General features: G+C 69.5%; 14 protein-coding genes and 1 pseudogene. 6 read left to right on the top strand and 9 right to left on the bottom strand.

The features are described 5' to 3' along the window. Positions 1–8: 8 nt before the first annotated feature. From ligK to ACFW22_RS11890, 4 genes are all read right to left on the bottom strand, one after another. Positions 9–698, bottom strand: a complete 690-nt coding sequence (gene ligK, locus ACFW22_RS11905; RefSeq protein WP_386401881.1) for a 4-carboxy-4-hydroxy-2-oxoadipate aldolase/oxaloacetate decarboxylase — start codon at positions 696–698, stop codon at positions 9–11. Between the two features lie 25 nt (positions 699–723). Further along, positions 724–1,749: an amidohydrolase family protein gene (locus ACFW22_RS11900; protein WP_386401879.1), complete on the bottom strand. Its 1,026-nt coding sequence runs from the start codon at positions 1,747–1,749 to the stop codon at positions 724–726. A 50-nt stretch (positions 1,750–1,799) separates the two neighbouring features. Beyond that, on the bottom strand, positions 1,800–3,011 hold the full coding sequence (locus tag ACFW22_RS11895; RefSeq protein WP_386401877.1) for a 4-hydroxybenzoate 3-monooxygenase: 1,212 nt from the start codon (positions 3,009–3,011) through the stop codon (positions 1,800–1,802). 102 nt (positions 3,012–3,113) lie between these two features. Then, entirely contained in the window at positions 3,114–3,881 is a 768-nt protein-coding gene (locus ACFW22_RS11890; protein ID WP_386401875.1) for an IclR family transcriptional regulator, read from the bottom strand. Between the two features lie 76 nt (positions 3,882–3,957). Here ACFW22_RS11890 and ACFW22_RS11885 point away from each other — a divergent pair, with 76 nt between their 5' ends. Then, positions 3,958–4,674 (top strand): substrate-binding domain-containing protein, encoded by a 717-nt coding sequence (locus tag ACFW22_RS11885; RefSeq protein ID WP_386401873.1) that lies wholly within the window; start codon positions 3,958–3,960, stop codon positions 4,672–4,674. 131 nt (positions 4,675–4,805) lie between these two features. On the opposite strand, the gene ACFW22_RS11880 is transcribed toward ACFW22_RS11885, so the two are convergent. Beyond that, entirely contained in the window at positions 4,806–5,672 is an 867-nt protein-coding gene (locus ACFW22_RS11880; RefSeq protein ID WP_386401871.1) for an alpha/beta fold hydrolase, read from the bottom strand. A 238-nt stretch (positions 5,673–5,910) separates the two neighbouring features. On the opposite strand from ACFW22_RS11880, the gene ACFW22_RS11875 reads away from it, so the two are divergent. Further along, positions 5,911–6,270, top strand: coding sequence for a hypothetical protein (locus ACFW22_RS11875; protein ID WP_386401869.1), 360 nt, complete (start codon positions 5,911–5,913; stop codon positions 6,268–6,270). On the opposite strand, the gene ACFW22_RS11870 is transcribed toward ACFW22_RS11875, so the two are convergent. The 3 genes and pseudogenes from ACFW22_RS11870 to ACFW22_RS11860 form a co-directional block, all read right to left on the bottom strand. Then, the gene (locus tag ACFW22_RS11870; RefSeq protein WP_386401867.1) at positions 6,215–6,814 is read right to left on the bottom strand and encodes a cytidylate kinase family protein; all 600 of its coding nucleotides are present in this window, start codon (positions 6,812–6,814) and stop codon (positions 6,215–6,217) included. The genes ACFW22_RS11875 and ACFW22_RS11870 overlap by 56 nt on opposite strands. Before the next feature lie 143 nt (positions 6,815–6,957). Further along, positions 6,958–7,743 (bottom strand): annotated as a pseudogene (locus ACFW22_RS11865) (transposase). A gap of 382 nt (positions 7,744–8,125) precedes the next feature. Beyond that, complete coding sequence (locus tag ACFW22_RS11860) at positions 8,126–8,581, bottom strand: hypothetical protein (RefSeq protein ID WP_386401865.1); 456 nt, start codon at positions 8,579–8,581, stop codon at positions 8,126–8,128. Positions 8,582–8,650: 69 nt separating this feature from the next. Between ACFW22_RS11860 and ACFW22_RS11855 the strand changes: the two genes are divergently transcribed. The 3 genes from ACFW22_RS11855 to ACFW22_RS11845 all read left to right on the top strand — a co-directional run bounded on the left by ACFW22_RS11855 (position 8,651) and on the right by ACFW22_RS11845 (position 10,097). Beyond that, positions 8,651–9,253: a transposase gene (locus tag ACFW22_RS11855; protein ID WP_386401863.1), complete on the top strand. Its 603-nt coding sequence runs from the start codon at positions 8,651–8,653 to the stop codon at positions 9,251–9,253. A gap of 149 nt (positions 9,254–9,402) precedes the next feature. Continuing rightward, on the top strand, positions 9,403–9,525 hold the full coding sequence (locus tag ACFW22_RS11850; RefSeq protein WP_386401861.1) for a hypothetical protein: 123 nt from the start codon (positions 9,403–9,405) through the stop codon (positions 9,523–9,525). Next, complete coding sequence (locus ACFW22_RS11845; protein ID WP_386401859.1) at positions 9,525–10,097, top strand: hypothetical protein; 573 nt, start codon at positions 9,525–9,527, stop codon at positions 10,095–10,097. The genes ACFW22_RS11850 and ACFW22_RS11845 overlap by 1 nt, the downstream gene beginning before the upstream one ends. Here the strand turns inward: ACFW22_RS11845 and ACFW22_RS11840 are convergent. Then, on the bottom strand, positions 10,068–11,030 hold the full coding sequence (locus tag ACFW22_RS11840) for a TetR/AcrR family transcriptional regulator C-terminal domain-containing protein (protein WP_386401857.1): 963 nt from the start codon (positions 11,028–11,030) through the stop codon (positions 10,068–10,070). The two genes, ACFW22_RS11845 and ACFW22_RS11840, sit on opposite strands and share 30 nt — an antisense overlap. 180 nt (positions 11,031–11,210) lie before the next feature. Between ACFW22_RS11840 and ACFW22_RS11835 the strand changes: the two genes are divergently transcribed. Beyond that, on the top strand, positions 11,211–12,422 hold the full coding sequence (locus tag ACFW22_RS11835; RefSeq protein ID WP_386401855.1) for an FAD-dependent monooxygenase: 1,212 nt from the start codon (positions 11,211–11,213) through the stop codon (positions 12,420–12,422). Positions 12,423–12,634: the final 212 nt, after the last annotated feature.

The raw sequence follows: 12,634 nt of genomic DNA, 5'->3' as shown, positions 1-12,634 counted from the left end.
GGATCTCCTCAGTCCTCGTACCGCAGTCCGAGCCCGGCCAGCGGGCCGCGCATGTCGTACAGGTCCAGGCCGAGCTTCCCGGCCCTGAACTGAGCGCGTTTGCCCTCCTCGTTCGCCTCGCGGGCCGCCGAGGCGGCGGCCACCTCGGCGGCCCGCTCACGGGGCACGACCACGACGCCATCGGCGTCGGCGACGATCACGTCACCGGGACGTACGAGGGCGTTGCCGCAGACCACGGGCACGTTGACCGAGCCGAGGGTGGCCTTGACCGTGCCCTTGGCGTTGACCGCGCGGGAGAAGACGGGGAAGTCCATGCCCTCCAGGTCGGCCGCGTCGCGGACCCCGCCGTCGATGACGAGGCCCCGGCAGCCGCGGGCCCGGAAGGAGGTGGCGAGCAGCTCGCCGAAGAAGCCGTCCTCGCTCTCCGTCGTACAGCCCGCGACGACGACGTCCCCGTCCCTGATCTGCTCGGCGGCGACGTGCAGCATCCAGTTGTCGCCGGGCTGGAGCAGCACGGTCACGGCCGTGCCGCACATCCGTGCCCGCGGGTAGACCGGGCGGAGGTAGGGGCGCATCAGTCCGACCCGGCCCATGGCCTCGTGGATCGTCGCGACGCCGAACGCCGACAGCGCGGCGACGGCCTGCGGGTCGGCCCGGTCGATCTTCGTGTGGACGACGCCGATTTCGGTGTGTTCCATGGGGGCTTCTCCTGGAAGGCGGGGGTCAGCGGCCGGCCGAGGCGAGGCGGGCGGCGAGGCGGGGGTAGGCGCGCAGGGCGTTGCCGGAGTAGACGGCGGCCCGCTCCTCGTCCGACAGGTGCGGAGTGGCGTCCACGTACCGCTTCGTGTCGTCGAAGTAGTGGCCGGTGCGCGGGTCGACGTCGCGGACCGCGCCGATCATCTCGCTGGCGAAGAGGACCGACCGGCTGGGGATCACCCCGGTCAGCAGGTCGATGCCGGGCTGGTGGTAGACGCAGGTGTCGAAGAAGACGTTGTCGAGCAGCGCCTCCGGGTCCGGCCTGCCCAGGGCCATGGCGAGCCCGCGGAACCGGCCCCAGTGGTACGGGACGGCGCCGCCGCCGTGCGGGATCACGAACCGCAACGTGGGGAAGTCGGCGAACAGGTCGCCCTGGACGAGCTGCATGAACGCCGTGGTGTCGGCGTTGAGGTAGTGCGCGCCGGTGGTGTGGAAGGCCGGGTTGCACGAGGTGCTGACGTGGATCATCGCCGGGATGTCGTACGCGACCATCGCCTCGTACAGCGGGTACCAGCTGCGGTCGGTCAGCGGCGGCGCCGCCCACCGACCGCCCGACGGGTCGGGGTTGAGGTTGACCGTGACCGCGCCCAACTCCTCGACCGCGCGGGTCAGTTCGGGCAGGCAGGTGGCGGGGTCGACGCCCGGCGACTGCGGCAGCATCGCGCCCATCGCGAAGCGGTCGGGCCAGAGCACGCTCACGCGGTGTACCAGATCGTTGCAGATCCGCGCCCACACCGAGGAGACGGCGAAGTCGCCGATGTGGTGGGCCATGAAACTCGCCCGGGGGGAGAACACGGTCAGATCGCTGCCGCGCTCGTCCATCAGCCGCAGCTGGTTGCGTTCGACCGCGGCACGAAGGTCGTCGTCGGTGATGTGCATCTCGCCGGGGTCGGGGGCCGGGCCGCGGCCCTCGGCGGCCGCGATCTGCCGGTCGCGCCACTCCGCCAGCTGTGGCGGCGCGGTGGTGAAGTGACCGTGACAGTCGATGATCATGGAGCAGCCTCGTGGTCGTCGGATTCAGTCGTCGTGTTCAGCCGTTGTGATCAGTGGTGGCCGCGGGTCGGCCAGCCCGTGTACTGCTCGGCCAGATAGGTGCGCCCGGCCCGGGTGCCGGCCACGTTGTCGAGCTCGCCGAGCTGACGCCGCAGGTCGAAGGCCGATGCGTTGGGCGCGGTGTGCAAGAGCCGGGTCATCCAGTACGAGAAGTTCTGCGCCCGCCAGACGCGCCGGAGCGCTCGTGGCTGGAAGTCCTCCAGCGCGGCCTCGCCTTCACGACCCAATGCCCGCACGAGCACCTCCGCGAGGATCTTCACGTCGTGCAGCGCCAGGTTGAGCCCGCGGGCACCGGTCGGCGGCACGGTGTGGGCGGCGTCCCCGGCGAGCGCCATCGAGCCCCAGCGCATCGGTTCCTGCACGAAGGACCGGAACCGCAGCACCGTCTTCTCGGCAATCGGTCCTTCCTCCAGCCGGAAGCCGTCCTCACCGGCCACCCGCGCCTGGAGCGTCTCCCAGATCCGGTCGTCCGGCCAGGCGTCGACGGACTCGTCGGGGGAACACTGGAAGTACATGCGCTGCACGCTCTCGGTGCGCTGGCTGATCAGCGCGAAGCCGTGCTCGGAGTGGGCATAGACCAGCTCGGGGGCACTCATCGGCGCCTCGGTGAGGATTCCGAACCAGGCAAAGGGGTACTCCTTGCCGTACCGGGCCCGCCGGTCCTCCGGCACCAGGTCGCGGCACGTGCTCCGCGACCCGTCCGCGCCGACGACGTACCGTGCCCGGATCTCGTGACGCGACCCGTCGGGTGAGGTGAAGCGGACCCGGGGAGCTGCGGTCGTGACGTCGAGGACTTCGGTGTCCGAGACGCCGAAGTGCACCGTCCCGCCGTCGCGGTCCCGCGCGTCGGCGAGATCGGTGAAGACATCGGTCTGCGGGTAGAGCCACACCGAAGCGCCCACCAGTTCCTTGAAGTGGATGCGGTGCGGCCGACCCCCGAAGCGGAGCTCAAGCCCCTCGTGCTCGACGCCTTCGCGCAGGACCCGATCGGAGACGCCGGTCTCGACGAGGTCGCGTGCGGCGTCCGCCTCCAGGATCCCGGCCCGCTGCGTCGTCCCGATCTCGTGCCGGGACCGGGTGTCGACGACGACCGTCTCGACTCCGGCCCGCCCGAGCAGGTGCGCCAGCATCAGGCCGGCGGGTCCGGCACCGATGACAGCGACGGGAACCGGGGCAACGGTGTCGACGGCGGCGTCGGCCATGGCATCTCCTGGAAGGCTGTGAACGTCGGGGCACGTCGAACGTTCGCAGTCCCGGAGACGGCCGTCGCCGGTGTTTCCGTCAGGCGGAAGCCCGCTCCGATGTCAGACGGTCGTGCGCGTGCGCCGACCGAGCTCGTCGGAGATGCCGTGCACGGCCTGCAGGAGCAGTTCACGCAGCCCACGCGCCCGGCTCGCGCTCCGCGCCGCGATCACGATCCCCAGCGCCGCGCCGATGGGACCGGTCCGGCCGATCCGCACGGGCGCGGCGACCGCGACCGTGCTCTCCGACAGCTGCCGGTCGCTCACGAAGACGTGCTCCCGCCGGATGGTGTCCAGCTGCCCCCGCAGCGTCTTCGGGTCGGTGACGGTGTGGGGCGTCCACGCCCGCAGCGGCGCTTCGAGGACCTCTTCCTGGATGTCCGGGGGCGCGTGTGCCAGAAGCACCCGTCCCATTCCGGTGGAGCCGATGGGGAACCTGGTCCCGACCATCGTCAGCAGTTCCACCGACCTGTGCCCGGCGATCCGTTCGACGAACACCAGCTCGGTGCCCTCGCGCACCGCGAGCTGGATGTTCTCGTGGGTCACCTCGTAGAGGTCCTGCATGAACGGCAGTGCCACGTCCCGCAGGATCTGTGTACGAGGGCACACCGAGGCGATCTCCCAGAGCCTCAGCCCGACGTGCCACGCCCCGTCGTCCCCCCGCTCCAGGGCTCCCCACTCCGCCAGCTCCGAGACCACCCGGTGCGTGGTGCTCAGGGCCAGCCCAGTCCGCTGGGCGATCTGCGACAAGGTCTGGGACGCATGCTCGTGGTCGAAGGTCGAGAGGACCTCAAGGACCTTCCCAGCCGCCGTGTTCCGGGTTGTGCTCACGCGGTCAGTCTCGCAGACCGGCGTTGAACCACCCGGTGGTGCGCCGTACCATCTGCCGGACACTCAAGGAGGCGATGTGGAACAAGCGATCTGCGGGCTGTCCTCGATGGCGACACGACCGGTACTCGCCGAGCTCACCGAACACATCCGGAACGCCCACGGCATCTCGCTGCGCGTCGACTCCGCAGGCGGAGTCGAGGTCGCACGGCGGGTCCGCCAGGGCGTCGAGGCCGACGTGCTCGTGCTGGCCGCGGGGGTGCTGGCCGAGCTGGCGGGGGAGGGACACGTCCTTCCGGACACGGTGCGCCCTCTCTGGACCTCCCAGGTCGTCGCCGCCGTACCCGAGGGAGCGCCCATGCCGGCGTTCGCCTCGGAGGACGACCTCCGAGCGGCTCTGCTGGGAGCCGGCACGGTGGCCTACTCCACAGGCCCGAGCGGCACGGCCCTGGTCGATCTGATCACCCGAATGGAGCTCGCGGACGCTCTTCGTGGTCGTCTCGTCCAGGCTCCGCCGGGAGTTCCGGTCGGCAGCCTGCTGGCGTCCGGCAGCGCTGACCTTGCCTTTCAGCAGCACAGTGAACTCATGGATGTTCCCGGAGCCGTTGTCGTGGGCCCCCTCCCGGGCGACGCGGCGATCCGTTCGACCTTCAGTGGGGGTGTGCTGGCCTCCACCACCCGGCCGGATCGCGCCCGCGACCTCCTCGGCCTCTTCCGTTCCGGCACGGCGGCGAGGATCGCCCGCTCCAGAGGCATGCAGGCGGCTGAGGGGCGGGCTGCCTGCGTGCAGCACTGAGGGACGATGCTCCGGACGTGAGCAGTCACAGGCTTGACGGCCGGGTGGCAACGGCCTGGGGAGCGATAAGAGCGCCCCGTCGTGCGGGCCGGTTCCTGGCTGGCTGGCAGACGCGGCACTCGGAGGGGCGGCTACTTCACGGGGACGTCGGAGCCGGGCCGGCCCGGACCGTCCAGCAGGCTGGCCAGGTATTCGGGGCGCTCTTCGACCACGAGGTGTCCGGCTTCGGGAACCACACCCAGCTCGGCTCCGAGAGCGCCGCGCACTGCCGGGGCGAGCCTCCGTGGGGGGAGGAAGACGTCGTGCTCCCCGGTGACGACCAGACGGGGAATCGACCGGACGGACAAGGGGGCAGCGCCGGGCGCCCCGCTGGAGCGCGAGTGCCGGGCGACCAGGGTCATCCAGTCCACCAGTTCGTCGCGCGGTGGATGGCCAGGCGCGAGCATGGTGCGCAGGAGCCGGCTGCTGTGCGAGGGCGCGGGCCGCAGGAACCAGGCGGCCGAGGCGGCCAGTACCGTGGGAGTCAACCTCAGCCGGGTCAGTCCGCCGGGGGAGACCAGGACGAGCCGGTTGATCCGGGGCGAGCTGCTGGACATGGCAATGGCAGCACCGAAGGAGTGGCCCATCACCGCCACCGGCCCGGACGATGCCTTCTCGATCACCTCGCTCAGCCACGCCCCGTACCAGGTCGACCGGCCGCCGGAGGAGCCACGTTCACCAGAGCTGAGACCGGGCTGGCCGGGGACGTCCACCAGCAGGACCCGGTGGTCGGCAGCGACCAGGGCCGTGGCCAGCGGTAGGGATGCGGCGGCGTTGAAGTTGGTGCCCGGGACGAACACGACCGTCGTCGCGCCGGAGCCAGCGAGCACCGTGTGGGTCTGCACGCCCTTGGCCGTCACCGTCTTCCGTTCGTGCGGCACCGGCCATGCGGCCAGCTGGTCGAGGCACCAGCGTCGGATGAGCTCCCTGCCTGGCGTGCTGCGATAGATCGAGTCCACCTGGTCGAGTATCGCGTCTCGTCCCTGACCGTGACGTGAGAAGGGCCGTACGGGTTGGGTGAGCCGTGACGCTTACCTGAGCCCGTGCGGCCTGTTCCCATCCTGCCCTGTCCGGCATCCCGCGGTACCGGTTCGGGGGCCGTGCGCGGGCCGCCTCCCTCGGCCCCCGTCACCCCACGGGCCCACCCTGGAGACACTGGCGCGCTGGCCACCCGAACTTGCATCGGCCCCAAGCGCCGTGGCACTGCAACGGGTCGACCTCGAAGCCGGCACGCTCTACGTGGACCGACAGGTCACCCAGGACGGGGAGAACGAGAAGGCACGCACCACCCGGCAGAAGGCCATCACCAAGGGCCGGGGACGCGCGCACTGCATCCGGCACATGAAGTGGCGGGACCTGGACGAAGGGCGAGCGGTCCCACTGCCCGCCTCCATCGCAGCCCGGATCAGCGACCACGTCCGCCACTACGGCGCCTACTCCGTGAAGCAAGGGCCGAACAGGCTGGCGGGGACGGAGCAATGGTCAAATCTTGTGGATCTGATCAGCGTGATCGGATCTCCCAGGCCGGCCGCTGGAGCTCATCGTTGTGGACGATGACGTCGGCGTGGTCTGTTGGGCGGGCCGTGGCGAAGTAAAGCTGCTGGGACGGGATGTAACGGTTGCGCCAGGCCCGCTCGATCTCGGGTGCACTGGCTGCGGATCCGGCCAACGCTTCACCTCGGGTCTGGGCGCGATCTAGCGTCCGCTCGAACGTGACAGACACGAAGATGCTGAGGTCCCAACGGTCGGCCAGCTCCGGGCGCAAGAGGAATACACCGTCGAAGAGCAGCACAGCGTCCGCGGGTGCTTCGGTGATAGGGAGGCACAATGCGGTCTCGGTGCCCCGGTCGTAGACCGTCTGCTGGAACTTTCGGTCATCGCTTGGGCCCAGCGGGTCGAGCAGGACCCGGCACATCGTGTCGTGATCGTGGCTGTCGAAGTAGCAGCCCTCGGGCGAGTGCTCGCCGCGCTGATAGCGCTGCGCCTCGGGGAACAGGAAGCCCTCGATCGTCGCACGGATGACTTCGCGGCCCTGGGCGCGCAGGACAACGGCAAGTTCGTCCGCCAGTGTCGTCTTGCCAGCGGCAGACGGCCCGCTCAATGGCGACGCGCACCGGGTGCCCGACTGCGACGGACTCAATCGTCTCGGCCAGGCGGCTCAGGAGTTCGCTGCGGGTGCCGTCGTCCGTGCTGCCACCGTCCCTGTCTCGTGATAGGAGCACACGCTATGGCCGATCACGTGTGTCAGGCTGCTGCCGTCGCCTCTCGCTCGACCAGGATGCCGTTCTCGAACCTGGCGCCGGCACGGACGAGCGGGACCAGGTGGGCGCCGGTGATCGCACGCCGGCGTGTCTGGGCGGACTCGACGAGCTTGAACACCATCGCCAGGGCCGCAGCGGGGCTGCCAGCCCCCCGGGCGACCTTGGTCCGCAGCTTGACCGTGGAGAACGTCGACTCGATGGGATTCGTGGTCCGCAGGTGCACCCCGTGCTCCGCCGGGAAGCCGTAGAACGCCAGCAGTTCTGCACGGTCGTCGGTGATCTTCGTGACGGCCTCGGGCCACTCCGCGCCGTAGGTCTTCGCGAACGCCCCGATCGCCTTCTCTGCGTACGCGCGGTCCTCTGCGTTGTAGATCTCCTGCATAGCCTCGTCGCGCCCGGCTGTGCGGACTGTGGCAGCACCTCCGAGGTCTTCGGCGACTTGCGGCACCAGGGAGCCAGGATCTTGGAGGAGAACCGCTTGCGCTCGCCGGTGGTCTCGTCGATGCGACGGTCGTTGATGCGCGGCGCGGCGTGGCGCGGTGACCGCGACCGGGCCGGCTGCGGTGACCACAGTGCGGGGCCGGTGACGGCCGTTGCGGACGACCAAGCGCCGCCCGTGCTCGTCGGTCTCGGCGGCCAACTCGGCCATGCACTGGTTGACTTCCGCCTTCAAGGCCACGGCCAGCATCCGGCGGGCGCCTTCGCGTACGATCTCGTCGACCAGGGAGCCGGACCGGGTGGAGCCGTCGTCGGTGACTAGGCTGAGCACGGGTGTGTCTTCCCGACCCGCGCAGCAACGCGGGCCTACTCGGAGAGCATCAAAGGATCATTCGGGAAGGTATGCCCTCTGCGTTCCTCTTGGAGCCGATCCACAGGTTTCGAGCATTGCTCTGACGGGGACTACCTGTTCTCCGGCGTCGGACGGACCGACATCCTCATGTTGGCAATAACGGTCTGAATCGGCCCCACTTTTCCGGCCCGAGTTGGCCCCGTGCCGTCGGGCAAGGGGCCAGAGTTCCGGCTTGATGCGGCCCCGACTTCCGGTCTCGGGTGGCCCCAGCTGACCACACTCTGGTGGCCGTCGCCAGCCTGCAAGGGTTCCTCGAACACCTCAGCCTGTCGGCCGCGGAGCAACCCTGATCAACCGAAACTCAGGATTCCGACTCCGAGTCCCGCGCCCATTCCTCGCGCGGCCGCAACCGCGCCAGGATCCGTTGGGCTTCGTCGCAGACTCCGGCGTCTTCGTCCGCCGTCAGCTCGCGCAACTGTGCGATCAGCCGATCCGCGCCTTCGGTTGTCATCCAGTCGGGGTCACCATCGAGAGCGGCTTGGATCTCATCGGCAGTCCAGGTCTCGCTCGCCCAACTCCTTGCCAGCAGCACGCAGCGCAGGCCGGCAGTGTCTTTGCGTGCGAGCAGCACCTCGGCCGTCTCCTGGGTCACCGCGGTGTTCTGGGTGTCCAGGAGGAGACGGTGCAGGACACTCGCGACTTCGTCGATCTTGTCTGATGCAGCGAGTCGCCTCCCAGACGCTGCGCGAACGGCCCAGTCCGGCGAGTCGGCATCGTGAATGGCTGCACTCAGTTCTTGATCGTCGGGAGACACCATGCCCTCAGCTTGCCAGGGACGGTGTCGACCTTCACTCGAGATACCCATCCGCGTGTGGAAGGACGAGGTGTGGCCGCGGGTGAAAGCACCGCGGCGGACCTGGGCGCCTACATCTGCTTCGAGGACGAAGCGGGCCAGGGGCTGAGGCCGCCGAAGGGACGTGCCTGGGCACCGCGCGGCCAGACCCCGGTGATGCGGGTGCGCGGCAGCAACCGGGGCCGGGTCTCCGTGGCCGGGGTCGTGTGCTTCAGGCCCGGTGTGCGGTCGCACTTGTTCTACCGGCTGCAGGTGTGGCGTGGGCGCAAGGGTGAGCGCAAGGGCTTCGCCTGGCGGGACTACCGCGACCTGATCGTGCTTGCGCACCGCCAGCTCGGCGCCCCGACCGTGTGGGTGTGGGACAACCCGAACGTGCACCTGACCGGCGAGCTGGCGGACTTCATCGCGGAGAACAAGGAGTGGCTGAGGGTGTTCCAGCTGCCCTCCTACGCTCCCGACCTCAACCCGACCGAGGGGGTGTGGTCGCTGCTGAAACGGTCGCTGGAGAATTTCGCCGCCGCCAATCTCGATCACCTCGTCCGCGTCATGAAGCGCAAGCTGAAGAAGATCCAGTACCGCCCGCACCTGCTCGACGGCTGCCTCGCCGAGACCGGCCTGATCATCGAGCCGCCTTGACCACCCCACCCGCTATCGCGAGTTCAACCTCAGTACCTGACAACCACGAAACCCCAGTTCACAACCACAATCTGAGTTCTCTACCGAACCCGGGGCGGTTCAACTCGGTACTCACGCTCGCCCATGAGCCGATCTGGCGGATGGAAGAGATGGACCTCGTTCAACTGCTGGCGAAGAAGCTGTCCAAGCCACGGCGCGAGCAGGCCCTGACCCGGCTCGCCGAGGTCCGCTCGGCAACCGCACAGTTCGACAAGTTGAAGGAGAACACCTGATGCCGGTGTCCGCCGCCACGGAGACGAAGCTCCGCGAGGCCATGGCCCGTCTGCTGGCCGGTGAGCCGCTGCACACCGACGGCGCTCTGACCAAGGAGAACCTGGCACGCGAGGCGAAGGTCAGCCACGCCACCGTCCACAGGGCCGAGGAGATCTTGGCCGAGTGGGATGCCCGGGTCGCCCGTCCCGTGCTCCGTACGCCGGGGGAAGTCCAACGCGACGAGACGATCGCCGACTTGCGCAAACGGCTGCGGGAGGCCACCACCAGCGCAACTGAACTGCAGGGCAAGCTCGACGCGCTCGCCACGGTGACCGCGAACCTCTACTACGAGAACCTCGAGCTGAAGAAGAAAACGTCCGCCCAGGGACAGCGTCGGATCGCCGCCCTACCTGCGTCGGGCCCTGGCTGGAGTAACTCCGCAGGCGCGGAAGCTGAGACGAGAGCCCCGGTGCGGACCGAGAGGTCATGGTTCCGGGGCCGCGTCCGTTTTGGGAACCCGCTTCTCTTGGTGTCGGTGGTGGGGGGCTCTCCAGTTCTCCGTTTAGCCAGCGGAGCTGTCGTCGAGGAGTGAGGCGAGGCCATCAAGGAGGCGCTGGAGACCGAACTCGAAGAGGGCGTCGAGGTCGAGGTCGTAACCAGCCGTGGCGAGGCGCGAGAGCGCGGGGAACCGGCCGGTGGCCAGAATCGCCAGGAGCGCGGGCTCCTGGGTGTCCATCCACTCCTCGCTGTCGAGGCCGCTGTGCGCCTCGGCCTCCCGCTCCGACTCCAGGTTGACGGCGATACCACGGGCGTAATTGAGCATCATGAGGTGTGCGGTGAAGGCGGAATGAAGGTCGAGTCCGTGGGCGTGCAGGGTGGCAAGCATCCACTCGCTGTACGGCAGTGCCGAGGTGACCATCTGAGGACGGGTCACCGACAGGGCCGGTGCGAGCCACGGGTGGCGACGGAACAGGTCCCAGAGCTGCCGGGCGGCCAGCTCGATCGCCTCGCGCCAGCCCTCCGGCAGATCGGCCGGCAACGGGCGCTCCGCGATGACCGTGTCCATCATCCGCGTCAGCAGGTCTTCTTTGTCGGCCACGTGTCGGTACAGCGACATGGTCGCCACCCCGAGCTCGGCGGCTACCCGGCGCATCGAGACCGCGGCCAGCCCTTCTGCGTCGGCGACCGTGACGGCGGCGACGACGATCCGTCCGAGCGTGAGCGACATCTGACCCGATGACTCGTCGGACAGCACGCCTGGGCGGGCGGCGGCACCGGGTCGCGGGGCCCGCACCGGGCGGCTCGGGGCCGCCACGACCGTTCCGACGCCGGGGAGGGCGCGGACCATGCCCTCGTGGCGCAGTTCGGTGAGCACCTTGGTCGCGGTCGCCATGGCGACGCCCCACTGCTTGGTGATCTCGCGGGTCGAGGGCACGCGATCGCCCGGCGCCAGTTGACCCGTCTCGATCTGCCGCCGCAGTTCGGCAACGATCTGGCTGTAGCGCGGTACCGCCTGTCCGCCCACCGACACCCCTCCGCACTAGTGCACCTGGTTGGGGCGCCATCCTAGCCACCGACTCCGGGCAATCCCCGCGTCCGGGTACCCCATCCGCCTCTCCGCACTAGTGCGGCACTCTCCAACACCTCCTATCGAAAAGCCATTTCACGCTTGCACACGACGTTGCGTACGGCGTACGTTCGCACCATGCCGAACAACGAGATACTCATCTGCGGCGCCGGCATCGCAGGGCCCGTGCTGGCGTACTGGCTACGCAAGGGGGGCTTCACTGTCACAGTCGTGGAGCGCGCGCCGGAACCCCGGCCGGGCGGGCAGACCGTGGATCTGCGCGGCGCCGGCCGCACCGTGATCGAACGGATGGGTCTGATGGACCGAGCCAGGGCGGAAAGCGTGGACCAACGCGGCCTCGCGCTCGTCGACAACTCCGGCCGCATCACCGCGCGGGTGCCCGCCGACAGCTTCGGAGGCGAGGGGATCGTCTCCGAGATCGAGATCCTCCGCGGCGATCTCGCCCATCTGCTGTACGAGGCCACCCTGCCGGACACGGAGTACCTGTTCGACGACACCGTCACCGAGATCTATCAGGACGCGGACGGGGCCACCGTCACCTTCGAGAAGGCCGCGCCGCGCCGGTTCGGGCTGGTCATCGGCGCGGACGGACCGCACTCCGTGACACGCGCGCTGGCCTTCGGCCCGGAGCAGGAGTTCGTCCGCCCTCTCGGCCTCTACACCGCCTGGTTCACCGCCGCCGACGACCTGGAACTCGACGGCTGGTACCTGATGCACAACGCGCCCGGCGGCCTGGTCGCCTCCGCACGGCCCGGCCGCCTCCCCGGCGAGATCAAGGCCGGCCTCAGCTTCCGCTCGCCACCGCTCGCCTACGACCGCCGCGACGTCGCCGCCCAGCAGGAACTCGTAGCCCAGCGCTTCGCCAGCGTCGGCTGGGAGACCCCACGCCTGCTGCGGGCCATGCACACCGCCCCGGACTTCTTCTTCGACTCCATGGGCCAAGTCCGCCTCGACAGCTGGTCGCACGGCCGCGTGGCGCTGCTGGGCGACGCCGGATACTGCGCGACCCCGCTGACCGGCCTGGGAACCAGCCTGGCCCTGGTCGGCGCATACGTCCTGGCCGGTGAACTCGCCGCGGCCGGGGGCGACCATCACATCGCCTTCCGCCGCTACGACGAGGTGATGCGCCCGTACGTGAGCCAGGCCCAGCAGCTCCCGCCGGGCGGTGCCTCGGGATTCGCACCCTCGGGCCGGCTCGGCATCCGCCTGCGGGACCTCTCCATGCGGCAGATGACCCGCTGGCCGATGCGGAACCTGCTCGCCGCACAGTTCGCCAAGGCTGGAGACATCGCACTGCCGGACTACAGTCTCGCTGCGGACATGCAGTGAGCGGCCCCAACCGCGGGCCAGCGAACGTGTAGACAGGATCGGGCGCACGCCGGACGGCCTCAACGCCCCCACCAGAGAGTGTCAGGTCAGGGCAGAGGACTGATCGACCCGGTCCCGAAGGTCACAAACGGGCAACGCTTCCTGCCCCTCTCTGAGACAGTTGACGCGTGGTTCGCAGTAGATCGTTCAGACGCTTCCACCTGGGTCCCAGT

Origin of the sequence: Streptomyces sp. NPDC058872, assembly GCF_042743065.1 — a bacterium.
Lineage (GTDB): Bacteria > Actinomycetota > Actinomycetes > Streptomycetales > Streptomycetaceae > Streptomyces.
This window is presented reverse-complemented; position numbering and strand designations above follow the sequence as displayed.

Bases quoted from the DNA above. Each gene is read 5' to 3' on its own strand.
- ligK (WP_386401881.1), bottom strand. From the start codon at position 698: ATGGAACACACCGAAATCGGCGTCGTCCACACGAAGATCGACCGGGCC.
- ACFW22_RS11900 (WP_386401879.1), bottom strand. From the start codon at position 1,749: ATGATCATCGACTGTCACGGTCACTTCACCACCGCGCCGCCACAGCTG.
- ACFW22_RS11895 (WP_386401877.1), bottom strand. From the start codon at position 3,011: ATGGCCGACGCCGCCGTCGACACCGTTGCCCCGGTTCCCGTCGCTGTC.
- ACFW22_RS11860 (WP_386401865.1), bottom strand. From the start codon at position 8,581: ATGGTGTCTCCCGACGATCAAGAACTGAGTGCAGCCATTCACGATGCC.
- ACFW22_RS11850 (WP_386401861.1), top strand. From the start codon at position 9,403: ATGGACCTCGTTCAACTGCTGGCGAAGAAGCTGTCCAAGCCACGGCGC.
- ACFW22_RS11845 (WP_386401859.1), top strand. From the start codon at position 9,525: ATGCCGGTGTCCGCCGCCACGGAGACGAAGCTCCGCGAGGCCATGGCC.
- ACFW22_RS11835 (WP_386401855.1), top strand. From the start codon at position 11,211: ATGCCGAACAACGAGATACTCATCTGCGGCGCCGGCATCGCAGGGCCC.